This is a genomic window from Kosakonia cowanii JCM 10956 = DSM 18146, from assembly GCF_001975225.1.
Taxonomy (GTDB): Bacteria; Pseudomonadota; Gammaproteobacteria; order Enterobacterales; family Enterobacteriaceae; genus Kosakonia; species Kosakonia cowanii.
This window is the reverse complement of sequence record NZ_CP019445.1, coordinates 3,699,089-3,723,401: the sequence shown is the minus strand read 5'-3', so window position 1 is coordinate 3,723,401 and position 24,313 is coordinate 3,699,089. Positions and strand designations below refer to the sequence as shown.

Sequence of the window (24,313 nt, the reverse complement as noted above, 5' to 3'; positions counted from 1 at the left end):
TTCTCGGGAAGCGCGGCGCATCATACCAAATGACGCGTCTCTGTAAAGCATTCAATCGTGAAAAATGAATCGGTTGCCTGCTTTTTACCCGTAACGCTGTAAAGCCAGGCAACCTCAAGAGTAAGTGCTTAAAGAATGATCGTCCGGTTGCCGTAAACGAAGACGCGCTGGGCCAGCACCTGGTAGAGCGCGCGGCTGAGCACGTTCTTCTCGACGTCGCGACCTGCGCGCATCATATCTTCAGCAGTATAGGTGTGATCGACATGAATCACGTCCTGCATGATGATCGGGCCTTCATCCAGGTTGTCATTCACGTAGTGCGCCGTAGCACCAATAATTTTCACGCCGCGCTCGTAAGCCTGGTGATACGGGCGTGCGCCGATAAACGCCGGCAGGAAGGAGTGGTGAATATTGATGATCTTATTCGGGAAGCGCGAAACAAAGTCCGGCGTGAGTACACGCATATACTTCGCCAGCACCACGTAATCAGGCTGATGGGCTTCAATCGCTTTCACCATCAGATTGTCGTGCGCTTCACGCGTTAAGCCTTCATGGCTGACCAGCTCGAAAGGAATGTCGAAGCGTTCAACCAGCGGGCGCAGCGTTTCATGGTTGCCGATGACTGCTGCAATCTCCACATCCAGGCCGCCATAGTTGGCTTTCATCAGCAGATCGCCCAGGCAGTGCGCCTCTTTGGTCACCAGAATCACCACCCGACGACGACCCGCCGCGTTCAGCTCACGAACAGAGCCTTCCGGCAGCGCGCTGTCGAGATCGGCCAGCAGCGTGGCATCGTTAAAAATGCCCTCAAGCTCGGTACGCATAAAGAAGCGGCCGGTACGGTGGTCGACAAATTCATTATTCTGAACAATGTTCAGCTCGTGCTTATAACAAATGTTAGTAATACGAGCGATAAGGCCCTTCTGATCGGGGCAGATGGTGCGCAGAATTTTACGTTGTAAAGAGTGCATTGCCGGGTAAATCCTGTTGAGTGTGTTTGTTAAGGGTGCTGGCGGCTTATTGCCCGCAGCACTTTTTAAATTTTTTACCTGACCCGCAGGGGCAGGGATCGTTACGACCAAACTGTGGGTGCGTACCGTCAATGTAGTACCATTCGCCGTTTTCCTTTAAAAAACGGGAACGTTCAATAATTGCGCCATTTTTGTCATTCTCGCGAAAGCGAGCAACAAAACTGACATAACCTTCATTGTCATCGTGACCGTAAGCGTGCTCAAATAGCGTCAGTCCGAGCCAGGTTGTGGCGGCGAAACCGGCCTCAATCTGTTCCCGAAAGGTGTGTGCCGCGCAGGAGGGATGCCAGGTTTTCACCAGATAATCCGTCTGATGTAGGACAAAAGCGGTATAGCGAGAACGCATCAGGCGAGAGGGATCCGGCGCTGCGTGTTGACCAGACAGATAAGGCTGGCAACATACGCTATACTCCTGAGCGCTACCGCAAGGACATGTTTGAGACAAAACAGCATTCCTGAAACAATAATAACGGCGCAGCACGCGCCAGGGTGGCAATATGTTAACTGAGCCGCCGCGTTGTGGCTACAGTAAGCCGGGGGAAGTGAAGCACGCGGAATGAGAACGGTAAAAATCGGTCTGGCGCTGGGTTCTGGCTCAGCCAGAGGTTGGTCGCATATCGGCGTCATTAATGCGTTAGAGCGCGCCGGCATTACTATTGATGTCGTGGCGGGATGCTCAATCGGGTCATTAGTTGGCGCGGCATACTCCTGCGGACGTTTGTCTCTGCTGGAGAATTGGGTGCGCTCTTTCCGCTACTGGGACGTACTGCGGCTTATGGATCTCTCCTGGCGCCGCGGCGGTTTGCTGCGCGGTGAACGCGTGTTCAATCAATACCGTCAGCTCCTTCCTTTCGAAGACTTTAGCCACTGCGAAAAGCGTTTTGGCGCGGTCGCAACCAATCTCAGCACCGGGCGTGAGTTATGGTTTACCGAGGGCGATCTGCACCGTGCTGTGCGCGCCTCATGCAGTATTCCCGGTTTGATGTCGCCCGTTGCGCATAATGGCTACTGGCTGGTCGATGGCGCGGTAGTCAACCCGGTGCCGGTCTCATTAACCCGCGCGCTGGGCGCTGACATCGTCATAGCTGTTGATCTCCAGCATGATGCCCATTTGATGCAGCAGGATTTGCTCTCCGTAACGCCCTCCGATAGCGAGATGGAAAAAGGCAGCGGTGAAGCTCTGCGCTGGCATCAGCGCCTGCGCGAGCGGCTTAGCCGCACCACGCCGAAGCGCCCGGTGACGCCGACCGCGATGGAGATCATGACCACGTCGATCCAGGTGCTGGAAAACCGCCTTAAGCGCAACCGTATGGCGGGCGATCCGCCGGATATTTTGTTGCAACCCATTTGTCCGCAAATATCCACTCTCGATTTTCATCGTGCTGATGCGGCCATTGCCGCCGGGCAATTAGCGGTGGAAAAGAGCATGGACGAGTTACTTCCGCTGGTGCGGACTTTAGCGTGAACATAATTTTTATAAGACTTCAGCAAATTCTGACAGGCGAGTGTCGGCGAAGCATGCCACTATTGATCTACTGTCAGGCAGGGGAGAAGAGATGACGCAGCCGTTGGTCGGGAAACAGATATTGATAGTGGAAGACGAACTCGTTTTCCGATCGCTGCTGGATTCATGGTTGCAATCTCTTGGCGCAACGACGTTGCTGGCCGGAGACGGGGTGGATGCGCTGGAGCAGATGGCTGGCAATCAACCCGATTTAATTATTTGCGATCTGGCCATGCCGCGTATGAATGGTCTTGCGCTGGTTGAAGCGCTGCGTAACCAGGGCATGCAGACGCCGGTGCTGGTGATTTCCGCTACCGAAAATATGGCCGACATTGCAAAAGCGCTGCGTCTTGGCGTGCAGGATGTCGTGCTGAAGCCCGTTAAAGATTTCAATCGTCTGCGGGAAACCATCTTCGCCTGCATCTACCCAAATATGTTTAATTCCCGGGTCGAGGAGGAGGAGCGTTTATTCCAGGATTGGGATGCGCTGGTGGATAACCCGCAGGCCGCAGCCAATTTATTAAAAGAGCTTCAGCCGCCTGTTCAGCAGGTCATTTCCGGCTGCCGCGTAAATTATCGCCAGCTTGTTTCGGCAGAAAGCCCCGGGCTGGTGCTGGATATTGCACCGCTTTCCGGACACGATCTCGCCTTCTATTGTCTTGATGTAACCCGCGCCGGCAATAATGGCGTGCTGGCCGCGCTGCTGCTGCGCGCATTATTTAATGGCTTACTTCAGGAACAATTGTCACATCAACGCCAGCGCTTACCTGAAATGGGTGCTTTACTTAAGCAGGTAAACCAACTGTTGCACCAGGCAAATTTGCCGGGGCAGTTCCCGTTACTGGTGGGGTATTACCACAGTGAGCTTAAGAATTTGTTATTAGTCTCGGCCGGTTTAAACGCCACGTTAAATACCGGAGAGCATCAAATTCAAATCAGCAGTGGCGTTCCTCTCGGTACGCTTGGGAATACCTATCTCAACCAGGTAAGTCAGCGCAGCGAAGCGTGGCAATGCCAGGTCTGGGGTGCAGGCGGGCGGTTACGCTTAATGTTGAACGCGGAATGAGCGATCGCGTGGCGAAGCTCAGATAGATTTACCCGTCATATAAAAACGGGTGCTAATATCGCCGCAGTTTCTTCGTATTAATCCTAATTAGTTGTTAGCGCGTCCTTTTCAGACCTGGTCATTGGGTTGGTACTGATATACTCAGACGCGAGTTAATTCATGAACCTGTTCAAATCATGGACAGTCCAGGAGATTTCAATGGCTGCAATAAATTCGAAAGTGACTAAAGCAGTAATCCCGGTCGCGGGTTGGGAACGAGGATGCTACCAGCTACGAAGGCAATTCCGAAAGAAATGTTGCCGCTGGTTGATAAGCCATTAATTCAGTACGTGGTCAATGAGTGCATTGCTGCGGGTATTACTGAAATCGTTCTGGTAACACATTCATCTAAAAACTCTATTGAAAACCACTTCGATACCAGCTTTGAGCTTGAAGCAATGCTGGAGAAGCGCGTTAAACGTCAGCTTCTTGAAGAAGTGCAATCTATTTGCCCGCCGCACGTGACCATCATGCAGGTGCGTCAGGGGCTGGCGAAGGGTCTGGGTCATGCCGTTATGTGCGCGCATCCGGTTGTCGGCAACGAGCCGGTCGCCGTAATCCTGCCAGACGTTATCCTTGATGAGTTCGAGTCCGATCTGTCGCAGGATAACCTCGCTGAGATGATCAAACGCTTCGACGAATCCGGTGCCAGCCAGATCATGGTTGAGCCGGTAGATGACGTTACCGCTTACGGCGTAGTGGACTGCAAAGGCGCCACGCTGAACCCGGGTGACAGCGTGCCGATGGTTGGCGTGGTTGAGAAACCGAAAGCGAACGTCGCGCCGTCAAACCTGGCAGTTGTTGGCCGTTATGTCCTGAGCGCTGAGATTTGGCCGCTGCTGGCGAAAACGCCTCCGGGAGCCGGTGATGAGATCCAGCTTACCGATGCTATCGATATGCTGATCGAAAAAGAGACCGTTGAAGCCTATCACATGAAAGGCAAAAGCCATGACTGTGGTAATAAACTCGGCTATATGCGCGCCTTTGTAGAATATGGCATTCGCCATAAATCACTGGGCGAAGAGTTTAAAGCCTGGCTGAACGAAACAGTAGGCGCTGCTAAAGCATAACCCCCAGCGCAGACAGTAAATAAGGTCGACGTTAATCGTGCTCAGCACTGTTTATCGTCGGCCTTTTTTATTGCGCGTTTATCAGCGGCCCGCTGTGAAGAGGGGGATAAGAAAAAGCGTATAATGCTGGTAATGAAAGTGGCGGGTTTTTGAGCGCTGCCCATGACGAAAACAAACGACGTGTTTGTCCGGGCTATTTGTGAAGAAATTGTGTAGAACGGATAAAAAAAATCCCGCCAGCGGCGGGATATTAAAAGCAGATAAGAGTTTACTCACTTACGCGAGCAGGAAATCTTCCAGCTTTTTACCTTGTTCATCGATAGCTTTTTTGATTACTGCTGGAGTACGACCCTGGCCGGTCCAGGTTTTCGTTTCGCCATTTTCATCTACGTAGCTATATTTAGCCGGACGCGCAGCGCGTTTTGCTTTGGTACCCGTTTTAGCCGCAGCCATGCTGTTCAGCAATTCATTCGGGTCAATACCATCAGCAATTAACATTTCACGATACTGCTGCAGTTTACGGGTACGCTCTTCAACTTCAGCTGCGGCAGCGTTCTCTTCTTCACGACGCTCATTAACCACAACTTCTAATTTTTCCAGCATCTCTTCCAGTGTTTCCAGCGTGCATTCTCTTGCCTGTGCGCGCAGAGTACGGATGTTGTTCAGAATTTTAAGGGCTTCGCTCATTGTAGTAATCTCAAACTTATATTGGGGTGGTTTGTTGGGCTAATAATAGAGCGTTAAATTCAGCAGTGCAATAGCCGCGAATGTAAGGAATTCAAAATGGCCCTTTATTTAAGTTTTTCTAAATACCGTTATCTTAAATTTTTAATCAACAACCACACTGCCAAACAGGTATAAGCGTGCAATGCAGGTTCGGTCATATGCAAAGGTGAAGCGATATTTTTTGATTATTCCTTTGGGAGAAATAGCCATAATGGATAAATAACAACCGCGTTTATTACCCGCTTAAATGCGGTTACTTTAGTAAAATATTAATAATTTCTGAATGATATGATGAGAATCATCGCATAAGAACAGTATGCTAACTTCCTGAATTTGTTATGGCTGTTTCTTTTGCAGCTACAACCGCTGCGATCGGAAAGTGCGCATTTATGCGTAAATCTGTCTACAGGATTAACCTAAGCTGCAATGGTTGCTCAGGTCCGGCCGTTAAAACATGATACAATTCGCCGCAGGATCATCACACTTTGATTAGGGTTTTGCGCGCAATGGCACAGCTTTATTTCTACTATTCAGCAATGAATGCAGGGAAATCGACGGCATTACTACAGTCCTCGTACAATTATCAAGAGCGAGGCATGAGAACGGTAGTTTATACCGCAGAAATTGATAACCGCTTTGGTGCAGGGAAAGTCAGTTCCCGGATTGGTTTATCCTCGCCCGCACGTCTGTTTAATCAGCACACCTCGCTGTTTGACGACATTAAAGCTCAACACCAGCAAGAAGCCGTGCACTGTGTGCTGGTGGACGAATGCCAGTTTTTAACGCGAGAGCAGGTATACGCCCTTTCAGAAGTGGTGGATGAGCTTGATATTCCCGTGCTCTGTTATGGGCTGAGAACCGATTTCCGCGGTGAACTCTTCGGCGGGAGCCAGTATTTGCTGGCGTGGTCAGATAAATTAGTTGAGCTTAAAACCGTCTGTTTTTGCGGACGCAAGGCAAGCATGGTGTTGCGACTCGATCACGAGGGGCGTCCTGATAATAAAGGCGAGCAGGTGGTTATTGGCGGGAATGAACGCTACGTCTCCGTTTGCCGTAAACATTACAAGGAAGCGCTGTCAGAAGGCTCTCTTGCGACAATACAGGCGCGGGTAAGAGGGTAGTGATTGCACTGTCGGTACCCGAGTAAATACCTTCTGGTAAGCAGAAAATAAAAAACCCGCCGAAGCGGGTTTTTTTATGACGCTATACCATTAAGCGGGTTTCTTCGCTTTTTTGTCAGCTTTAACCGGTGCGGCTTCCACTTTTGGTGTGGGAGCGGCTTCACCCTCTTTATATTCGCGACCGTAGAAGGTATCCAGCAGGATCTGCTTCAGCTCTGCGATCAGCGGGTAACGCGGGTTGGCGCCGGTGCACTGGTCGTCAAACGCATCTTCAGAGAGTTTGTCGACGTTAGCCAGGAAGTCTGCTTCCTGTACGCCAGCTTCACGAATCGACTTCGGAATACCCAGTTCCGCTTTCAGGCTCTCCAGCCAGGCCAGCAGTTTCTCAATTTTCGCAGCGGTACGGTCGCCCGGTGCAGAGAGACCCAGGTGATCGGCAATCTCTGCGTAACGGCGGCGCGCCTGCGGACGGTCATACTGACTGAACGCGGTCTGTTTGGTCGGGTTGTCATTCGCGTTGTAGCGGATAACGTTGCTGATCAACAGGGCGTTAGCCAGGCCGTGCGGAATATGGAACTGCGAGCCCAGTTTGTGCGCCATGGAGTGACACACACCAAGGAAGGCGTTAGCGAACGCGATACCAGCGATGGTTGCGGCACTGTGGACACGCTCACGGGCAACCGGGTTTTTCGACCCTTCGTTGTAAGAAGCCGGCAGGTTCTCTTTCAGCAGTTTAAGTGCCTGCAGCGCCTGACCGTCGGAGAACTCAGAAGCCAGAACCGAGACGTACGCTTCAAGCGCGTGGGTTACCGCATCCAGGCCACCAAAGGCGCAGAGGGATTTCGGCATATCCATCACCAGATTGGCGTCAACAACCGCCATATCCGGGGTGAGGGCGTAATCCGCCAGCGGGTATTTCTGGCCGGTAGCATCATCGGTAACAACCGCAAACGGCGTCACTTCAGAACCGGTACCGGAGGTGGTGGTCACGGCGATCATTTTCGCTTTGACGCCCATTTTCGGGAACTTGTAGATACGTTTACGGATATCCATAAAGCGCAGCGCCAGCTCTTCGAAGTGGGTTTCCGGATGTTCGTACATCACCCACATGATTTTCGCAGCATCCATCGGGGAGCCGCCGCCGAGGGCGATAATCACGTCCGGTTTAAAGGAGTTCGCCAGCTCAGCGCCTTTACGCACCACGGTCAGCGTTGGATCCGCTTCCACCTCGAAGAACACTTCGGTTTCCACGCCCGCAGCTTTCAGCACGGAGGTGATCTGGTCAGCATAGCCGTTGTTAAAGAGGAAACGGTCGGTCACGATCATCGCGCGTTTGTGACCATCAGTAATCACTTCATCCAGCGCGATTGGCAGAGAGCCGCGGCGGAAGTAGATTGATTTCGGAAGTTTATGCCACAACATGTTCTCAGCTCGCTTAGCAACGGTTTTCTTGTTGATCAGGTGCTTAGGACCAACGTTTTCTGAGATGGAGTTACCACCCCATGAACCACAACCCAGAGTCAGGGAAGGCGCAAGTTTGAAGTTGTAGAGGTCACCGATACCACCCTGAGAAGCCGGGGTGTTGATAAGGATACGCGCGGTTTTCATCATCTGGCCGAAGTGCGCCACACGCTCAGGCTGGTTGTCCTGGTCGGTGTAGAGGCAGGAGGTGTGCCCGATACCGCCCATGGCGACCAGTTTCTCCGCTTTCACCACCGCGTCGTCGAAATCTTTCGCGCGATACATTGCCAGGGTCGGAGAGAGTTTTTCATGTGCAAACGGTTCGCTCTCATCCACCACGGTAACTTCACCGATAAGGATTTTGGTGCTTGACGGTACGCTAAAGCCCGCCAGTTCAGCAATTTTGTGCGCCGGTTGGCCAACGATAGCCGCGTTGAGCGCGCCGTTTTTCAGGATAATGTCCTGAACCGCTTTCAACTCCTGTCCCTGCAGCATATAGCCACCGTGGCTGGCGAAACGCTCACGCACGGCGTCATACACGGAGTCAACAACCACAACAGACTGTTCAGAAGCACAGATAACGCCGTTGTCGAAGGTTTTGGACATCAGCACTGACGCGACAGCGCGTTTGATATCGGCGGTTTCGTCGATAACAACCGGGGTGTTACCTGCACCCACGCCGATAGCCGGTTTACCGGAGCTGTAAGCGGCTTTCACCATGCCCGGACCGCCGGTCGCGAGGATCAGGTTGATATCCGGGTGATGCATTAACGCATTTGAGAGTTCGACGGAAGGCTGATCAATCCAGCCGATAAGGTCTTTCGGCGCACCTGCCGCGATGGCCGCCTGCAGCACGATATCCGCTGCTTTGTTGGTGGCATCTTTTGCACGCGGGTGCGGAGAGAAGATGATTGCGTTACGGGTTTTCAGGCTAATCAGTGATTTAAAGATTGCAGTAGAGGTGGGGTTAGTGGTCGGTACGATACCGCAGATAATGCCGATAGGCTCAGCGATAGTGATCGTGCCGAAGGTATCATCTTCCGATAATACGCCGCAGGTTTTCTCATCTTTATACGCGTTGTAGATATACTCAGAAGCAAAGTGGTTTTTAATCACTTTATCTTCGACGATACCCATGCCGGATTCAGCTACGGCCATTTTCGCGAGGGGGATTCGAGCATCTGCGGCAGCCAGGGCGGCGGCGCGGAAGATTTTATCTACTTGCTCTTGAGTAAAGTTGGCATATTCACGCTGGGCTTTCTTCACACGTTCAACGAGTGCGTTCAGTTCAGCGACATTAGTAACAGCCATAATGCTCTCCTGATAATGTTTAAACTCTTTTAGTAAACCATCTGCGCAAACTGTCAGTATAGACAGCGCCGAAACAGGTTGTGTAAAGCTATGTAAGTCAATAAGTTACACAGCATAAATACCACTGGTTTACTAAAAGAGCCTTAACGAACCGGGAGCAATTATTGACATTTCTGCTCTCTATTCGTGGCATCAAGATTACCCACTTCTGAGTAATTAATGCGTGATCCATATCAAGTTTTCACTAAGCTGACACCTTTCAGCTTGGCCATTATTGGCGAGTTGTATCAATTGTTAACGTTTATCCGCTAAAGAAGGCTCGGATTTTTCACATTTGCCTTAACTCAATAACACACTGTTTTATCAGGGTTATTAGCGAATGAACTGGTGGACTCCACAAAAAAATCGCGTATCTTCTGCATGGATTTTCCTGTCACGCTATTGTTTCTAAGGTACTGGCGATAACGCGGAGCTTGCTGTGGATCACTTTGGGTTTGATTTTCCTCTCTATTTTAAATTTTTCGTCGGTCTTTTTGCGCTGGTGAACCCGGTTGGCATCATCCCGGTTTTTATCAGTATGACCAGTTATCAAATGGCCGATGCCCGTAATAAAACTAACCTTACGGCGAATGTTTCGGTCGCTATCATTCTCTGGACGTCACTCTTTCTGGGCGACACCATCCTGCAGCTGTTTGGTATCTCAATTGACTCTTTCCGTATAGCTGGCGGTATTCTGGTCGTTACCATTGCAATGTCGATGATCAGCGGCAAGCTGGGGGAGGATAAACAGAACAAGCAGGAGAAATCAGAAACCGCTATCCGTGAAAGCGTGGGCGTGGTGCCGCTTGCATTGCCCTTGATGGCAGGGCCGGGTGCCATCAGCTCCACCATCGTTTGGGGGACGCGTTATCACACTCTTGCACACCTGATTGGCTTCTCACTGGCGATTGCGCTATTTGCTCTCTGCTCATGGGGGCTGTTCCGCATTGCGCCCTGGCTGGTGCGCCTGCTCAGGCAAACCGGCATTAACGTCATCACGCGTATTATGGGGCTGTTGCTGATGGCGTTAGGTATTGAGTTTATTGTTGCTGGCGCGAAGTCGCTTTTCCCCGGCCTGCTGAATTGATTCATTCTTTCATTTATATAGGTTTTATTTTTTTCGGGGCGCGAGAACATCGCGCTTTCGAATGTGAGCCTGCTCGCATAATTAGCAAAAGATATGAAGAATCAGCAGAAGGGCGGCAGGCATAACAAATTACAATAATCAGAAAAGCTGTTTTCTATCATAGAATTATAAGTTTCATGAATCATTAATGTCTGCATTTTGAGCAATTAACTCTGTTATTTCTCTCACATCATACTATTGGGCTTGCCGAGTCATTATCGAAATGATATTAGTACTTTCAATCTCCTCGCAGAGTAATGTGCTAAAAAGTAGTCAATTGTTGATTTTTTGTGCAAATCTCTGTGAAGGCAGCCAACAAGTATCACAAGGCGGTGATACTTCTTTATCTGATTGATAATTCATAAGAAAAAACCAACAGGGAGACGCAGTCGTCATCTCGCTGCGGCTGTCGCTACGCCGTAAAAGAGAAATGGTTAACAAATTTGCAAAATGTATTGGCGGCGGTCTCGGGCATTTGTTATTTTCCGGCGAATGTCTTTATCAGCCTCATAATTTACAGCGTAAAGCGATTTGTTGAGAATCGTTTTCAATTAGAAAATAAATACCATGAATACAACGCGTCTCGACAGGGGAGGCGCGTTAATGAATCGACGCGAGATTGCCGTTCGAGCGATCCGTAATAAAAAAGTCGGTGATAGCAGAAGTAAAAAAAAGATGTCTGAAAGCGCCAAAAGCTCCTGCGCTATTCAGGCCCCCGAACAGGGGATGATACAGCTGGCATAAATGTCGGTAATTATAATGATTGGAGTCACAACACAATGTCCATCATCACAAAGAAAAGCGTAGTTGCAGCGGGTATTTTAGCAGCGCTAATTTCCGGTAACGCCGCCTTCGCGGCCGACGTACCGGCTGGCGTTCAACTGGCGGAAAAACAGACGCTGGTGCGCAATAACGGTGCTGAAGTGCAATCTCTCGATCCGCATAAAATCGAGGGCGTTCCGGAATCAAACGTTAGCCGTGACCTGTTTGAAGGTCTGCTTATTTCCGATGTTGAAGGCCACCCGACTGCCGGTGTTGCTGAAAAATGGGAAAACAAAGATTTTAAAGTCTGGACATTCCATCTGCGTAAAAACGCAAAATGGTCAGACGGCACCCCGGTTACCGCCCATGACTTCGTCTATAGCTGGCAGCGCCTGGCAGATCCTAAAACGGCTTCTCCGTACGCCAGCTATCTGCAATATGGCCATATCGCCAATATCGATGATGTTATCGCCGGTAAAAAACCGACCAGCGAATTGGGCGTAAAAGCGATCGATGATAATACCTTCGAAGTCACGCTGAGCGAGCCGGTTCCCTATTTCTATAAACTGCTGGTTCACCCGTCCGTTTCCGCTGTGCCAAAAGCCGCGATTGAAAAATTTGGCGATAAGTGGACCCAGCCTGCAAATATCGTTACCAACGGCGCTTATAAGCTGAAAGATTGGGTGGTCAACGAACGTATCGTTCTTGAGCGCAACACCAATTACTGGGACAACGACAAAACCGTTATTACCCAGGTGACCTACCTGCCAATCTCGGCAGAAGTGACGGACGTTAACCGCTACCGCAGCGGCGAAATCGACATGACCTATAACAACATGCCGATTGAACTGTTCCAGAAATTGAAAAAAGAGATCCCGAAAGAAGTTCACGTCGATCCGTACCTCTGTACTTATTACTACGAGATCAACAACCAGAAAGCGCCATTCACTGACGTTCGCGTGCGTACCGCCCTTAAACTGGCGCTGGATCGCGATATCATCGTTAATAAAGTGAAAAACCAGGGCGACCTGCCTGCTTACAGCTACACCCCGCCGTATACCGATGGTGCAAAACTGACCGAACCGGCCTGGTTCAAAATGACCCAGGAGCAGCGTAACGCCGAAGCGAAAAAACTGCTCGCCGAAGCGGGTTACACAGCCGACAAACCGCTGAGCTTCAGCCTGCTGTATAACACCTCCGATCTGCACAAAAAACTGGCGATTGCCGTTGCCTCTATCTGGAAGAAAAACCTCGGTGCCAACGTCAAGCTGGAGAACCAGGAGTGGAAAACCTTCCTCGACACACGTCATCAGGGCACCTTTGATGTTGCACGTGCCGGCTGGTGCGCGGATTACAATGAGCCGACCTCCTTCCTGAACACCATGCTTTCAGACAGCTCGAACAACACCGCGCACTATAAGAGCCCGGCGTTTGACAAGCTGATCGGCGACACGCTGAAAGTGACCGACGAAGCGCAGCGCGCTGAGCTTTACTCCAAAGCTGAACAGCAGCTTGATAAAGACTCCGCCATCGTTCCGGTCTACTACTACGTGAACGCCCGTCTGGTGAAACCGTGGGTGGGTGGCTACACCGGTAAAGACCCGTTAGATAATATCTACGTGAAAAACTTGTATATTATCAAGCATTAATGGCAATGAGTGGGGCAGGGCAACCTGCCTCACAGTGTCTTATTTTTATCGCACCAGAACACACATCGGTCGCAGACGGCACCTGGGTCGTCTGAAAGAGAATGTGTAAAAGGCACAGGCCAGAAGGTACGGGCAATGTTGAAATTTATCCTGCGTCGCTTTCTTGAAGCGATTCCAACACTCTTTATTCTGATTACGATTTCGTTCTTTATGATGCGTCTTGCGCCGGGAAGTCCTTTTACCGGTGAACGTGCGCTTGCGCCGGAAGTAATGGCCAATATCGAGGCGAAATACCATTTAAACGATCCCATCACCACCCAGTATTTCAGCTACCTGAAACAGCTGGCGCATCTGGATTTTGGTCCGTCGTTTAAATACAAAGATTACACCGTGAATGACCTGGTGGCGGCGAGCTTCCCGGTTTCCGCCAAATTGGGCGCCGCGGCGTTTATCCTCGCGATTGTGTTCGGCGTGACGGCAGGCGTTATTGCCGCCTTGAACCAGAACACCAAATGGGACTACACGGTAATGGGGTTAGCCATGACCGGGGTAGTGATACCCAGCTTCGTTGTAGCTCCTCTGTTAGTGATGATATTTGCCATTGTGCTGCAGTGGTTACCGGCCGGCGGCTGGAATGGCGGGGCACCTAAATTTATGATCCTGCCGATGGTCGCGCTCTCGCTCGCCTATATCGCCAGCATCGCGCGTATCACCCGTGGTTCAATGATTGAAGTGCTGCACTCCAATTTCATCCGCACCGCGCGCGCGAAAGGGCTGCCGATGCGCCGGATCATCTTCCGTCACGCGCTGAAACCGGCGCTGCTGCCCGTGCTCTCCTATATGGGCCCGGCTTTTGTCGGCATCATTACTGGCTCCATGGTTATCGAAACGATTTATGGCTTGCCGGGTATCGGCCAGCTGTTCGTGAACGGCGCGCTTAACCGCGACTACTCGCTGGTGCTGAGCCTGACGATTCTGGTCGGCGCGCTGACCATCACCTTCAACGCGATTGTTGATGTGCTCTACGCCATCATCGATCCGAAAATTCGTTATTGAGACTGGAGTTCGCCATGATGTTAAGTAAGAAAAACAGCGAGGCGCTGGAAAACTTCAGTGAGAAACTCGAAGTCGAAGGGCGTAGTCTTTGGCAGGACGCGCGTCGTCGCTTTATGCACAACCGCGCAGCGGTCGCCAGCCTGTTTGTACTGGTGCTGATTGCGCTGTTCGTGACGCTGGCACCAATGCTGTCGCAGTTCAGCTACTTTGATACCGACTGGGCGATGATGTCTAACGCGCCGGATATGGAGTCAGGGCACTATTTCGGCACCGACTCCTCCGGGCGCGATCTGCTGGTGCGCGTTGCTATCGGCGGGCGTATCTCGCTGATGGTCGGCATCGCCGCGGCGCTGGTGGCGGTGGTTCTCGGTACGCTCTACGGTTCGCTCTCTGGCTACCTGGGCGGCAAAACCGACTCGGTGATGATGCGTCTGCTGGAGATCCTCAACTCCTTCCCGTTTATGTTCTTCGTTATCCTGCTGGTCACCTTTTTCGGGCAGAACATCCTGCTGATCTTTGTGGCTATCGGCATGGTCTCCTGGCTGGATATGGCGCGTATTGTGCGCGGCCAGACCCTGAGCCTGAAGCGTAAAGAGTTTATCGAAGCGGCGCAGGTGGGCGGGGTCTCTACCGCCAATATCGTAATGCGCCATATCGTGCCGAACGTGCTGGGCGTGGTGGTGGTGTATGCCTCGCTGCTGGTGCCGAGCATGATCCTGTTCGAATCCTTCCTGAGCTTCCTCGGCCTCGGTACGCAGGAGCCGCTCAGCAGCTGGGGCGCGCTGTTAAGCGATGGCGCAAACTCAATGGAGGTTTCTCCATGGTTGCTGCTCTTCCCGGCGGGTTTCCTTGTGATCACCCTGTTCTGTTTCAACTTTATCGGCGATGGCCTGCGTGATGCCCTCGACCCGAAAGATCGTTAAGGAGTGCCGTTATGAGCATGACTGAAACCGTAGTAGCGTCAACGACGCGGCAGCAAACGGACCTCCTGCTGGATGTGAAAGATCTCCGTGTGACCTTTGGCACGCCGGATGGCGATGTCACCGCGGTCAACGACCTGAACTTCTCCCTGCGTGCAGGCGAGACGCTGGGCATCGTGGGCGAATCGGGCTCCGGTAAATCCCAGACCGCATTTGCGCTGATGGGGCTGCTGGCTTCCAACGGGCGTATTGGTGGCTCGGCGCTGTTCAACGGCAAAGAGATCCTGAATCTGCCGGAACATGCGCTGAACAAACTGCGCGCCGAGCAGATCTCGATGATTTTCCAGGATCCGATGACCTCGCTGAACCCGTACATGCGCGTTGGCGAACAGCTGATGGAAGTGTTGATGCTGCACAAAGGCATGAACAAAGCCGAAGCGTTTGAGGAGTCGGTAAAAATGCTCGACGCGGTCAAAATGCCGGAAGCGCGTAAGCGCATGCGCATGTACCCGCATGAGTTCTCCGGCGGGATGCGTCAGCGCGTAATGATCGCCATGGCGCTGATGTGCAGGCCAAAGCTGCTGATTGCCGACGAACCGACCACCGCGCTAGACGTTACCGTACAGGCGCAGATTATGACGCTGCTCAATGAGCTGAAGCGCGAATTCAACACCGCGATTATCATGATCACTCATGACCTCGGCGTAGTGGCGGGCATCTGCGATAAAGTGCTGGTGATGTATGCCGGTCGAACCATGGAGTATGGCAAAGCGCGCGATGTCTTCTATCAGCCGTCGCACCCGTACTCTATCGGCCTGCTGCATGCGGTGCCACGTCTGGATGCCGATGGCGAAGCGATGCTGACCATTCCGGGCAACCCGCCAAACCTGCTGCGTCTGCCGAAAGGCTGCCCGTTCCAGCCGCGCTGTCCGCACGCGATGGAGATCTGTCATAACGCGCCGCCGCTGGAAGAGTTTGCGCCGGGCCGTCTGCGCGCCTGCTTTAAGCCGGTGGAGGAGTTAGTATGAACGCCGTAACCGAAGAGAGAAAAGTGCTGCTCGAAATCGCCGATCTGAAGGTGCATTTCGATATTAAAGATGGCAGACAGTGGTTCTGGCAGCCGCCGAAAACCCTGAAAGCGGTCGATGGCGTAACGCTGCGCCTCTATGAAGGCGAAACCCTTGGCGTGGTCGGTGAATCCGGCTGCGGCAAATCAACCTTCGCGCGCGCGATTATTGGCCTGGTGAAAGCGACCGACGGGAAAGTGGCCTGGCTGGGGCGCGATCTGCTGGGCATGAAACCGGATGAGTGGCGCGCCGTACGCAGCGATATCCAGATGATTTTCCAGGATCCGCTGGCCTCGCTGAACCCGCGTATGACCATCGGTGAAATCATCGCCGAGCCGCTACGCACCTACCATCCGAAGATGCCGCGTCAGGAAGTGAAAGACCGCGTCAAAGCGATGATGATGAAGGTCGGCCTGCTGCCTAACCTGATCAACCGCTATCCCCATGAGTTCTCCGGCGGTCAATGCCAGCGTATCGGCATCGCACGCGCGCTGATCCTTGAGCCGAAACTGATTATCTGCGATGAGCCAGTCTCCGCGCTCGACGTGTCAATTCAGGCGCAGGTGGTCAACCTGCTGCAGCAGTTACAGCGTGAAATGGGGCTGTCGCTGATCTTTATTGCCCACGATCTGGCGGTGGTTAAGCACATCTCCGACCGCGTGCTGGTGATGTACCTGGGCCATGCGGTAGAACTGGGCACCTATGATGAGGTGTACCAGAATCCGCTGCACCCTTACACCAAAGCGCTGATGTCAGCGGTGCCGGTGCCCGATCCGGATGTCGAGAAGAACAAAACTATCCAGCTGCTGGAGGGGGATCTGCCATCGCCGATCAACCCGCCATCGGGCTGCGTCTTCCGCACCCGTTGCCCGATTGCCGGGCCGGAGTGTGCGAAAACCCGTCCGGTGCTGGAGGGCAGCTTCCGCCACGCGGTCTCCTGCCTGAAGGTCGACCCGCTTTAAGCTAGGCATAAAAAAAGGGCTGACAACTTGTCAGCCCTTTTTCTTTTCAGCGCTTATTCGCGCCAGAGAATATGGCACAGCTTATGGTCTTTCTCGCGGCACAGCAGCACGCGCGCAAAGACATCATTCAGCTCACCGCCATCCGTCTCCGCCAGGCCAATCACTACCTCAGCAAAGAAATCCGGATTTAAATCGTAATCCACATGCTCCTGCCAGTCCTCGCCGGGATCGAACAGTTCTGCACCGCCACGCTCTTCAAACTGCAGGTTGAAAAGAATGATGTCCGCCGGATCCAGGTTGTCCGCCGCCAGTTCCAGGAAGATGTCATACGCTTGCTCAAGCGTTTCATCTTCCGTCAGGCGGTTATTCAGGTCCATTTCCATAAGTTACCTCATCACGTCTGTTGGGCACGTTTTACAGCAACGGACTAAAGAAGTAAAACAGTCGTTCAGCAATGCGGTGCCAGAAGGGCCGTTTTACCCACAAGCGCGCATCCAGCAAGCGCGAGCGGGAGATGTAATCATCCTGCACCGCCGCCAGATCGCCGCCAAATCCCGCGTCGTCAATCACCAGCGTAATCTCAAAGTTGAGCCACAGGCTGCGCATATCAAGGTTCACCGTGCCGACCAGGCTCAGCTCGCCGTCGACCAGCACGCTCTTGGTATGCAGCAATCCGCCTTCAAACTGGTAGATCTTCACCCCGGCGGCCAGCAGCTCGGTAAAGAATGCGCGGCTGGCCCAGCCGACCAGCACGGAATCATTTTTGCGCGGCAGAATAATGCTCACATCCACCCCGCGCTGCGCTGCGGTACAAATCGCATGCAGCAGATCGTCGCTCGGGACAAAGTAGGGGGTGGTCATGATCAAATATTCACGCGACGCATATACCGCCGTCAACAGCGCCTGGTGGATCAAATCCTCCGGGAAGCCAGGCCCCGATGCAATGGTGTGAATAGTGTGCCCGCTGGCCTCTTCAAACGGCATGATATTGGCATCGGGCGGCGGCGGGAGAATGCGCTTGCCGGTCTCAATCTCCCAGTCGCAGGAGTAGACGATGCCCATAGCCGTGGCGATAGGGCCCTCCATGCGCGCCATCAGGTCGACCCACTGACCGACGCCGGAGTCCTGTTTAAAGTAACGCGGATCGACCATGTTCATGCTGCCGGTATAGGCAATATAGTTATCGATCAGTACGATTTTCCGGTGCTGGCGCAAGTCCATGCGGCGCAGGAAGACACGCATCAGGTTGACCTTCAGCGCTTCAACGACATCAATGCCCGCATTGCGCATCATTCCCGCCCACGGGCTACGAAAGAAGGTGACGCTGCCTGCCGAGTCCAGCAGCAGACGGCAGTGCACGCCGCGGCGCGCTGCCGCCATCAGCGACTCTGCCACCTGGTCGGCCATACCGCCGGGCTGCCAGATATAGAAAACCATCTCGATATTGTGGCGGGCGAGCTGGATATCGCGGATCAGCGCCTGCATCACGTCATCTGAGGAGGTCAGCAGTTGCAGCTGATTACCTTTGACCCCGGCGATACCCTGGCGGCGCTCGCACAGCTTAAACAGCGAGGAGGCAACGCTGCTGTTCTCGGTGGCGAAGATATGGTTGAAGTGTTTAAGATCGCTGAGCCATTTAGCGGTTGAGGGCCACATTGCCCGCGCACGCTCGGCGCGCCGTTTACCGAGATGCAGCTCGCCAAGCGAAAGGTAAGCGATAATGCCCACCAGCGGCAGGATATAGATGACAAGCAGCCACGCCATGGCCGACGTGACCGCCCGGCGCTTCATCAGAATACGCAGCGTAACACCAGCAATAAGCAACCAGTAACCAACAACAATGAGCCAACTCATTACGGTGTAAAACGCGGACATCGACAAAAATCCTTTTACAATCTGTATTGGTTGAGTTTACGCATACGAATTCATCTGGCAAATAAAAACGCCGAAAAGCGCTGGCCTGAAAGAGGCGACAGACTATAATGGCGGCTTCTATTTTGTATAGAGTTGTAACAATGAAGCGTAGTCGAACGGAAGTGGGGCGCTGGCGTATGCTGCGTCAGGTTGGCCGCCGGAAAGCGCGCTGGCTGGAAGCGCAGTCCCGCCGTAATATGCGAATCCACAGCATCAGGAAATGCGGCGTTAATCGCCATCGTAATGTGTTGCTGTTTGCCATCTACGATATCTGAATCCCGGGCACCGAAAAGGTGCCCGCGGTCGTTTTTAGCCCCTTAGTTTCAGGAGAGAGATGATGTCAGTAATCGACAGCCTTATGGCGTTTACCTTTGCCGCTACGCTCCTAACGCTCACGCCGGGTCTTGATACCGCGCTGATCTTGCGCACAGCCTCGGTAGAAGGGCGTAAACAGGCTTTTCAGGCGCAGATGGGGATTAATGCCGGCTGCCTGATCTGGGGTGCAATGGTGGCATTCGGACTTGGGGCGCTAATTGCCGTTTCAGAACTGGCGTACAACGTCCTCAAATATTGCGGTGCCGCGTACTTATGCTGGTTGGGGTTAACTATGTTGCTGCGTCCGCGCGGGGCATTGACCGGTATCAATAGCGTTGAGAACCCTTCGCAGAACTGGTTTATCAAAGGGATACTTGGCAATGTACTTAATCCGAAGGTAGGGATTTTTTACGTTTCGTTTCTGCCGCAGTTTATCCCTCACGGGCAACCGCTTATTGCCTGGACATTTGGCCTGGTGATGATTCATGTACTGATTGGCACATGCTGGTCAACGGCACTGATTTCGGCGACCCGGCCACTGGCAACCTTCCTGCGCAAGCCGCGTGTGATCCGCTGGATGGATCGCTGCACGGGTATCGTATTCCTGCTTTTTGCTACCCGGTTAGCGCTAAGCAAGCGCTGAAGCCATGCGGGGCAATGACCTGCATTGCCCCGGACTGACTTAGAAAACTTTTTTATAGGGTTTGACCGTGACACTCTGATAGACGCCCGCCGCCACGTAGGGATCGGCTTCCGCCCAGGATTTCGCCGCTTCCAGCGATTCAAACTCAGCAATCACCGTTGAGCCGCTAAACCCGGCAACACCAGGATCGTTACTGTCGACTGCCGGCAGTGGGCCTGCGGTTAACAGACGGCCTTCATCACGCAGCAGTTGCAGACGTGCAAGGTGGGCCGGACGTACGGAGAGGCGTTTTTCCAGAGAATCGGCAATATCTTCAGCAAAAATAACGTATAGCACAGAGCAAGCTCCTGTCTTTTCAGAAAGGCATAACGTAAGTGAAAGGTGCAGTGACTGCAATGCTAAGATTGCAACGGGCAGGCAACCCTGCCAATTAACGGGGCTTTTTTACCCGCTTCAGTGATAAATTTGATCTGCACCAGGCTGGCTTGTTGAATATGATTGCTATTTGCATTTAAAATCGAGCCCTGGTTTTTTAACTGACATGATTATGACTTCAATGACCCTGGATTTACCTCGCCGCTTTCCCTGGCCGACGCTGCTCTCCGTCGCCATTCACGGTGCTGTTGTGGCGGGTCTGCTTTATACCTCGGTACATCAGGTTGTTGAACTGCCCGCACCCGCGCAGCCTATCTCTGTCACTATGGTCTCGCCTGCGGAGCTGGAGCCTGCTCCCGCCCCGGCACCGCCGCAGCCGGTTGTTGAGCCTGAACCCGAACCGGTCGTCGAGCCAGAGCCGATCCCCGAGCCGCCTAAAGAGGCGCCGGTGGTGATTGAGAAGCCAAAGCCCAAACCCAAACCGAAGCCTAAACCCAAGCCGGTGAAAAAAGTGGAGCAGCCGAAGCGCGAAAGTAAGCCGGTTGAGCCGCAGCAGGCGAATCCGTTTGAGAACAGTGCTCCGTCGCGTCCGGCGGCAAGCACCACGACCTCGACCGCGACAAAACCGGCACCGTCGGTCCCGGCAGGCCCGCGCGCATTAAGCCGCAACCAGCCGCAATATCCACCGCGTGCGCAGGCGCTGCGCATTGAAGGACGTGTGAGAGTGAAATTTGACGTCACGGCGGATGGACGTGTTGAGAACGTGCAGATCCTCTCGGCGCAACCGGCGAATATGTTTGAGCGCGAAGTGAAGGCCGCAATGCGCAAATGGCGCTATGAGGCCGGTAAGCCCGGCTCGGGGCTGATCGTCAACGTCGTCTTCCGCCTCGATGGCAGCACCTCGATGGAATAAAAGAAAAGCCTCCTTGCGGAGGCTTTTTTTATGGCTGCGCGGGCAGCGGACGCGGTTTGCCTTCATTGTCCACCGCGACATAGATAAACAGCGCTTCGGTGGCTTTATAGCGCTGACCAATCGGTTCAGACATCACTTTTTTCACCCACACTTCGACGTTGATCGTAATGGAAGTATTGCCGCGTTTGACGCAGCGGGCGTAGCAGCAGACCACATCGCCAACCGCGACCGGGCGCAGGAAGGTCATGCCGTCTACCCGCACTGTCACCACGCGCCCGTGGGCGATCTCTTTTGCCTGAATGGCGCCGCCCATATCCATTTGCGACATTAACCAGCCGCCAAAAATATCGCCGTTAGCGTTGGTATCGGCGGGCATTGCGAGTGTGCGTAGTACAAGTTCGCCCTGAGGCGCAGTTGAAGGCGTTGTCATTGTTATCTCTTCTGTGATGAGGGATTTCCGGCGGGATGCTACTACGAATATGGGAGGTTCGGAAAGAAAAAAGCCAGGCATTGCGCCTGGCTTTCAGCATCAGGATTTCTCATCCTGCGCCGGCATGTGCCGGTAGATATAGACGCCGCTCAGCACGGTGAACAGCAGGGTGAGGATCGTCAGGCCAAAGACCTTGAAATTGACCCACACGTCAAACGGCAGCCAGAACGCGATATAGATATTCGCCAGCCCGCAGACGATAAAGAAGAGCGCCCAGGCGATATTGAGCTTCGACCAGACGGCGTCGGGCAGCGTCAGCTCTTTGCCCAGCATGCGCTGGATAAGCGTCTTCTTCATCACCCACTGGCTGAAGAGCAGCGCTGTGGCAAACAGACCGTAGATCACCGTCACTTTCCACTTAATAAATTCCACGTCATGGAATTTAATTGTCAGCCCGCCAAACACGGCGACCAGCACAAAGGTAATCAGCGCAACTTTTTCTACCTTGCGATAGCGGATCCAGCAGTAGATCAGCACGATGGCCGAGGCGACAATCAGCACCTTGGTGGCGGTGAAAATGTCGTACATCTTGTAGACCACAAAAAAGAGCGCCAGCGGCAGAAAATCAAGAAACTGCTTCATTCTACGATTCCATCAAAAGGGTCACCCGGAGGGGGGACCGGGATAATTATTTGCGCATCAGCATATAGAGGCGGAAAAGGTAAATCAGTAGCACTGCCGAGAAGAGATTACTCAGTGCATTGGCAATTATCGCGCCACCTTCCGGCGAAAACGCGATGAGATGGTGACCATATCTCAGCATCAGAAATTTCGTCAGCAGCCAGGCTACTACCGGCGGAGCGACGAAACGCATATTTGCCCGGCTAAAGCGCATACTGCTACGCATCGAGGCAAAGACGCCCATTTTTTCCTGCACCAGCAGAATCGGTGCAAGGGCGAGGAAAATAGCCAGAAATATGCCCGGAACGTAAAGGAACAGCATGCCGAGTTGCACGATAAAAATGGCCAGCAGAAGCAGTAAAAAGAGCTTCGGTGCCGTCGGCACGCTGGCTCCCATTGCACTTAACGCGCTGACAGGCTGCCGGGCTGTAACCCTTTGCATCAGCACAACCAGCGCGCCTATCAGCAGCGCATACCCCGTCAATCCGGCAATCGTTGCCGCAGCCGAGGTGTGTAACAGCATTTTTTGCTGTTCCAGCGTCATACTCTGCACCAGCTCGAATGGATTATTTGTTTCCGCCAGGTTGTCAGCATCCATTACGCTGGAGAACTGCTCTTCACTGGGTGAAAGGACGTGCCCGATGACTGCGGTGATAACGGTACACGACAGCACAATCAGTAAGATTGTAATGAACTGGTAACGAAGAAAATCCCCCGTGTCACGGTAAACGGATTTCGCCGTGATAGACATGCACTCTCCTTGAGTATGGCGATATTAATTGACGGGCGATTGTACCCCGAATAGCCCCTCAGTGGCAGCATCACGGCTTGTATGGAAAAGCATATCTTTGTAAAGGGGCGCTAAACCGTAGCGCGCCCGCGCCCGATCGCAGGCTTCATTTACCTGGCCCGCTTCGCCTGACATCTGAAATTCACGGCACGGGGAAGGGCGTTGCGCATAAATGCTGCAGGAGGCGTTTTCCCCCGGCGTACCGACCAGCGCCACACAGCGGCTCTGTTTTTGATTGGTTCCGCTCATACAGCGCAAAAATGGGGTGAGGGGTTCAGTTAACTGAACCGGAACCGGGCCGCCGGCATCATCCGCTTCAGCCCAGTAGAAAGAGACACGAAAATACGCACAACAGGCTCCGCACGACATGCACGGGTTGAGATCACTCATAGCGCACCTGCACTTAACGACGCATCAACAGGAAAAGTCAGGCAGATAAATTATCGCTGCTCAAACGGGCGCACAAGAGGGGGGCGAAAAGAATATTTTTTGCCTTCATAAGGCAAAAATTGATGCAACAACAAAAGTTAAGGAGTGTAACGAAACGCAAAAATTAACCCAGATCAACGAATGTTAAATTACAGGGTTAAGTGTGATCAGGATTGGATCACATCCTACCTCATACCAGGTATAGTGCGCGGCGATAAAACCTCAAACATGGAGTGGATATGAAGAAGTTAGCCGTGGCAGCACTGATCCTGAGCACCCTTTCCGGGGTAGCATACGCGCACGACGCAGGCGAGTTTTTCATCCGGGCCGGTTCGGCCACCGTCCGTCCAACGGAAGGTTCAGATAACGTTTTGGGCGCGCTTGGCAGTTTTAACGTCGATAACAATACGCAGCTTGGCCTGACCATGACATGGATGGCGACCGACAACGTCGGTATTGAACTGCTGGCCGCAACGCCGTTTCGCCACCACGTTGGCACCGCACCGACCGGCGACCTGGCTACCGTAAGCCATCTGCCGCCTTCACTGATGGCGCAGTGGTACTTCTTTGATGCCCAGAGCAAAGTGCGCCCCTACCTTGGCGCCGGTATCAACTACACCACCTTTTTCGATGAGAAATTTAACGCCACCGGCAAAGCCGCAGGGCTCTCTGATTTGAGTCTGAAGGATTCGTGGGGCGTAGCGGGACAGGCGGGCGTGGATTATCTGATTAACCGCGACTGGCTGATCAACATGTCGGTGTGGTGGATGGATATCGATACCGATGTGCGCTTCAAACACAACGGCGTACAGCAGAGTGTGCATACCCGTCTCGATCCGTGGGTGTTTATGTTCTCTGCTGGTTACCGCTTCTGATGGTAATAACGGAAACAGGCCTTTGCAGACCCGTTTCC

The 24,313-nt window shown here is 53.0% G+C and carries 24 protein-coding genes and 1 pseudogene; 14 read left to right on the top strand and 11 right to left on the bottom strand.

Annotated elements, in window-relative coordinates; all coding sequences use genetic code 11:
* Nucleotides 1-128: 128 nt before the first annotated feature.
* Together purU and BWI95_RS17595 are read right to left on the bottom strand one after the other, a co-directional pair.
* Nucleotides 129-971 carry a formyltetrahydrofolate deformylase gene (gene purU / locus BWI95_RS17600; RefSeq protein ID WP_023478636.1) on the bottom strand — a complete coding sequence of 281 codons (843 nt, stop codon included), beginning with the start codon at nucleotides 969-971 and terminating at the stop codon, nucleotides 129-131.
* 46 nt (nucleotides 972-1,017) lie between these two features.
* Nucleotides 1,018-1,476, bottom strand: coding sequence for a YchJ family protein (locus tag BWI95_RS17595; protein ID WP_076769936.1), 459 nt, complete (start codon nucleotides 1,474-1,476; stop codon nucleotides 1,018-1,020).
* Nucleotides 1,477-1,587: 111 nt separating this feature from the next.
* On the opposite strand from BWI95_RS17595, the gene rssA reads away from it, so the two are divergent.
* The 3 genes and pseudogenes from rssA to galU all read left to right on the top strand — a co-directional run bounded on the left by rssA (nucleotide 1,588) and on the right by galU (nucleotide 4,710).
* A complete protein-coding gene (rssA, locus tag BWI95_RS17590; protein ID WP_054803458.1) occupies nucleotides 1,588-2,496 on the top strand; it encodes a patatin-like phospholipase RssA in 909 nt (302 codons plus the stop codon).
* A 91-nt stretch (nucleotides 2,497-2,587) separates the two neighbouring features.
* Nucleotides 2,588-3,601 (top strand): two-component system response regulator RssB, encoded by a 1,014-nt coding sequence (gene rssB, locus BWI95_RS17585; protein ID WP_054803457.1) that lies wholly within the window; start codon nucleotides 2,588-2,590, stop codon nucleotides 3,599-3,601.
* Between the two features lie 198 nt (nucleotides 3,602-3,799).
* A pseudogene (gene galU / locus BWI95_RS17580) lies at nucleotides 3,800-4,710 on the top strand (UTP--glucose-1-phosphate uridylyltransferase GalU).
* Between the two features lie 276 nt (nucleotides 4,711-4,986).
* On the opposite strand, the gene hns reads toward galU, so the two are convergent.
* Nucleotides 4,987-5,397 carry a histone-like nucleoid-structuring protein H-NS gene (gene hns, locus BWI95_RS17575; RefSeq protein WP_023478663.1) on the bottom strand — a complete coding sequence of 137 codons (411 nt, stop codon included), beginning with the start codon at nucleotides 5,395-5,397 and terminating at the stop codon, nucleotides 4,987-4,989.
* A gap of 545 nt (nucleotides 5,398-5,942) precedes the next feature.
* Here hns and tdk point away from each other — a divergent pair.
* A complete protein-coding gene (tdk, locus tag BWI95_RS17570; protein WP_076769935.1) occupies nucleotides 5,943-6,557 on the top strand; it encodes a thymidine kinase in 615 nt (204 codons plus the stop codon).
* A 90-nt stretch (nucleotides 6,558-6,647) separates the two neighbouring features.
* Here the strand turns inward: tdk and adhE are convergent, their stop codons facing one another.
* Complete coding sequence (gene adhE, locus BWI95_RS17565) at nucleotides 6,648-9,329, bottom strand: bifunctional acetaldehyde-CoA/alcohol dehydrogenase (RefSeq protein WP_076769934.1); 2,682 nt, start codon at nucleotides 9,327-9,329, stop codon at nucleotides 6,648-6,650.
* Nucleotides 9,330-9,807: 478 nt separating this feature from the next.
* On the opposite strand from adhE, the gene BWI95_RS17560 reads away from it, so the two are divergent.
* The 6 genes from BWI95_RS17560 (at nucleotide 9,808) to oppF (ending at nucleotide 16,910) form a co-directional block, all read left to right on the top strand.
* Nucleotides 9,808-10,455 (top strand): YchE family NAAT transporter, encoded by a 648-nt coding sequence (locus BWI95_RS17560; RefSeq protein WP_054803455.1) that lies wholly within the window; start codon nucleotides 9,808-9,810, stop codon nucleotides 10,453-10,455.
* Nucleotides 10,456-11,273: 818 nt separating this feature from the next.
* Complete coding sequence (gene oppA / locus BWI95_RS17555; protein WP_076769933.1) at nucleotides 11,274-12,905, top strand: oligopeptide ABC transporter substrate-binding protein OppA; 1,632 nt, start codon at nucleotides 11,274-11,276, stop codon at nucleotides 12,903-12,905.
* A gap of 135 nt (nucleotides 12,906-13,040) precedes the next feature.
* A complete protein-coding gene (gene oppB / locus BWI95_RS17550; RefSeq protein ID WP_054803454.1) occupies nucleotides 13,041-13,961 on the top strand; it encodes an oligopeptide ABC transporter permease OppB in 921 nt (306 codons plus the stop codon).
* Nucleotides 13,962-13,975: 14 nt separating this feature from the next.
* On the top strand, nucleotides 13,976-14,884 hold the full coding sequence (gene oppC, locus BWI95_RS17545) for an oligopeptide ABC transporter permease OppC (RefSeq protein WP_023478831.1): 909 nt from the start codon (nucleotides 13,976-13,978) through the stop codon (nucleotides 14,882-14,884).
* Nucleotides 14,885-14,895: 11 nt separating this feature from the next.
* Entirely contained in the window at nucleotides 14,896-15,909 is a 1,014-nt protein-coding gene (gene oppD / locus BWI95_RS17540) for an ABC transporter ATP-binding protein (RefSeq protein WP_023478897.1), read from the top strand.
* The gene (oppF, locus tag BWI95_RS17535) at nucleotides 15,906-16,910 is read left to right on the top strand and encodes a murein tripeptide/oligopeptide ABC transporter ATP-binding protein OppF (protein ID WP_023478603.1); all 1,005 of its coding nucleotides are present in this window, start codon (nucleotides 15,906-15,908) and stop codon (nucleotides 16,908-16,910) included. Before oppD ends, oppF begins: the two co-directional genes overlap by 4 nt.
* Before the next feature lie 53 nt (nucleotides 16,911-16,963).
* Here the strand turns inward: oppF and BWI95_RS17530 are convergent, their stop codons facing one another.
* Both BWI95_RS17530 and cls read right to left on the bottom strand, forming a co-directional pair.
* The gene (locus BWI95_RS17530) at nucleotides 16,964-17,293 is read right to left on the bottom strand and encodes an HI1450 family dsDNA-mimic protein (protein ID WP_042713297.1); all 330 of its coding nucleotides are present in this window, start codon (nucleotides 17,291-17,293) and stop codon (nucleotides 16,964-16,966) included.
* 31 nt (nucleotides 17,294-17,324) lie between these two features.
* Entirely contained in the window at nucleotides 17,325-18,785 is a 1,461-nt protein-coding gene (cls, locus tag BWI95_RS17525) for a cardiolipin synthase (protein ID WP_023478590.1), read from the bottom strand.
* A gap of 140 nt (nucleotides 18,786-18,925) precedes the next feature.
* Between cls and BWI95_RS23385 the strand changes: the two genes are divergently transcribed.
* Together BWI95_RS23385 and BWI95_RS17515 are read left to right on the top strand one after the other, a co-directional pair.
* Nucleotides 18,926-19,099 (top strand): YciY family protein, encoded by a 174-nt coding sequence (locus tag BWI95_RS23385; protein WP_023478828.1) that lies wholly within the window; start codon nucleotides 18,926-18,928, stop codon nucleotides 19,097-19,099.
* A 62-nt stretch (nucleotides 19,100-19,161) separates the two neighbouring features.
* Entirely contained in the window at nucleotides 19,162-19,782 is a 621-nt protein-coding gene (locus BWI95_RS17515) for a LysE family translocator (protein ID WP_076769931.1), read from the top strand.
* Nucleotides 19,783-19,821: 39 nt separating this feature from the next.
* Here the strand turns inward: BWI95_RS17515 and BWI95_RS17510 are convergent, their stop codons facing one another.
* A complete protein-coding gene (locus tag BWI95_RS17510) occupies nucleotides 19,822-20,118 on the bottom strand; it encodes a YciI family protein (RefSeq protein WP_054803453.1) in 297 nt (98 codons plus the stop codon).
* Between the two features lie 220 nt (nucleotides 20,119-20,338).
* On the opposite strand from BWI95_RS17510, the gene tonB reads away from it, so the two are divergent.
* A complete protein-coding gene (gene tonB, locus BWI95_RS17505) occupies nucleotides 20,339-21,070 on the top strand; it encodes a TonB system transport protein TonB (protein WP_167552481.1) in 732 nt (243 codons plus the stop codon).
* A 28-nt stretch (nucleotides 21,071-21,098) separates the two neighbouring features.
* On the opposite strand, the gene yciA is transcribed toward tonB, so the two are convergent.
* From yciA to BWI95_RS17485, 4 genes are all read right to left on the bottom strand, one after another.
* Nucleotides 21,099-21,500: an acyl-CoA thioester hydrolase YciA gene (gene yciA / locus BWI95_RS17500; protein ID WP_076769929.1), complete on the bottom strand. Its 402-nt coding sequence runs from the start codon at nucleotides 21,498-21,500 to the stop codon at nucleotides 21,099-21,101.
* A 99-nt stretch (nucleotides 21,501-21,599) separates the two neighbouring features.
* A complete protein-coding gene (locus BWI95_RS17495) occupies nucleotides 21,600-22,142 on the bottom strand; it encodes a septation protein A (RefSeq protein ID WP_023478762.1) in 543 nt (180 codons plus the stop codon).
* 46 nt (nucleotides 22,143-22,188) lie between these two features.
* Nucleotides 22,189-22,932, bottom strand: coding sequence for a YciC family protein (locus tag BWI95_RS17490; RefSeq protein WP_076769928.1), 744 nt, complete (start codon nucleotides 22,930-22,932; stop codon nucleotides 22,189-22,191).
* 24 nt (nucleotides 22,933-22,956) lie between these two features.
* Complete coding sequence (locus BWI95_RS17485) at nucleotides 22,957-23,361, bottom strand: YkgJ family cysteine cluster protein (protein WP_054803452.1); 405 nt, start codon at nucleotides 23,359-23,361, stop codon at nucleotides 22,957-22,959.
* A 278-nt stretch (nucleotides 23,362-23,639) separates the two neighbouring features.
* Here BWI95_RS17485 and ompW point away from each other — a divergent pair, with 278 nt between their 5' ends.
* Nucleotides 23,640-24,275 carry an outer membrane protein OmpW gene (gene ompW, locus BWI95_RS17480; RefSeq protein ID WP_023478900.1) on the top strand — a complete coding sequence of 212 codons (636 nt, stop codon included), beginning with the start codon at nucleotides 23,640-23,642 and terminating at the stop codon, nucleotides 24,273-24,275.
* Nucleotides 24,276-24,313 lie beyond the last annotated feature (38 nt).

Excerpts from the sequence above, each read along its gene's own strand:
- ompW (WP_023478900.1), top strand. The coding sequence starts at position 23,640 with ATGAAGAAGTTAGCCGTGGCAGCACTGATCCTGAGCACCCTTTCCGGG.
- oppF (WP_023478603.1), top strand. The coding sequence starts at position 15,906 with ATGAACGCCGTAACCGAAGAGAGAAAAGTGCTGCTCGAAATCGCCGAT.
- oppA (WP_076769933.1), top strand. The coding sequence starts at position 11,274 with ATGTCCATCATCACAAAGAAAAGCGTAGTTGCAGCGGGTATTTTAGCA.
- purU (WP_023478636.1), bottom strand. The coding sequence starts at position 971 with ATGCACTCTTTACAACGTAAAATTCTGCGCACCATCTGCCCCGATCAG.
- BWI95_RS23385 (WP_023478828.1), top strand. The coding sequence starts at position 18,926 with ATGAAGCGTAGTCGAACGGAAGTGGGGCGCTGGCGTATGCTGCGTCAG.
- tdk (WP_076769935.1), top strand. The coding sequence starts at position 5,943 with ATGGCACAGCTTTATTTCTACTATTCAGCAATGAATGCAGGGAAATCG.
- yciA (WP_076769929.1), bottom strand. The coding sequence starts at position 21,500 with ATGACAACGCCTTCAACTGCGCCTCAGGGCGAACTTGTACTACGCACA.
- adhE (WP_076769934.1), bottom strand. The coding sequence starts at position 9,329 with ATGGCTGTTACTAATGTCGCTGAACTGAACGCACTCGTTGAACGTGTG.
- rssA (WP_054803458.1), top strand. The coding sequence starts at position 1,588 with ATGAGAACGGTAAAAATCGGTCTGGCGCTGGGTTCTGGCTCAGCCAGA.
- tonB (WP_167552481.1), top strand. The coding sequence starts at position 20,339 with ATGACCCTGGATTTACCTCGCCGCTTTCCCTGGCCGACGCTGCTCTCC.
- BWI95_RS17515 (WP_076769931.1), top strand. The coding sequence starts at position 19,162 with ATGTCAGTAATCGACAGCCTTATGGCGTTTACCTTTGCCGCTACGCTC.
- hns (WP_023478663.1), bottom strand. The coding sequence starts at position 5,397 with ATGAGCGAAGCCCTTAAAATTCTGAACAACATCCGTACTCTGCGCGCA.
- cls (WP_023478590.1), bottom strand. The coding sequence starts at position 18,785 with ATGTCCGCGTTTTACACCGTAATGAGTTGGCTCATTGTTGTTGGTTAC.
- BWI95_RS17490 (WP_076769928.1), bottom strand. The coding sequence starts at position 22,932 with ATGTCTATCACGGCGAAATCCGTTTACCGTGACACGGGGGATTTTCTT.
- BWI95_RS17485 (WP_054803452.1), bottom strand. The coding sequence starts at position 23,361 with ATGAGTGATCTCAACCCGTGCATGTCGTGCGGAGCCTGTTGTGCGTAT.
- oppD (WP_023478897.1), top strand. The coding sequence starts at position 14,896 with ATGAGCATGACTGAAACCGTAGTAGCGTCAACGACGCGGCAGCAAACG.
- oppB (WP_054803454.1), top strand. The coding sequence starts at position 13,041 with ATGTTGAAATTTATCCTGCGTCGCTTTCTTGAAGCGATTCCAACACTC.
- rssB (WP_054803457.1), top strand. The coding sequence starts at position 2,588 with ATGACGCAGCCGTTGGTCGGGAAACAGATATTGATAGTGGAAGACGAA.
- oppC (WP_023478831.1), top strand. The coding sequence starts at position 13,976 with ATGATGTTAAGTAAGAAAAACAGCGAGGCGCTGGAAAACTTCAGTGAG.
- BWI95_RS17495 (WP_023478762.1), bottom strand. The coding sequence starts at position 22,142 with ATGAAGCAGTTTCTTGATTTTCTGCCGCTGGCGCTCTTTTTTGTGGTC.
- BWI95_RS17530 (WP_042713297.1), bottom strand. The coding sequence starts at position 17,293 with ATGGAAATGGACCTGAATAACCGCCTGACGGAAGATGAAACGCTTGAG.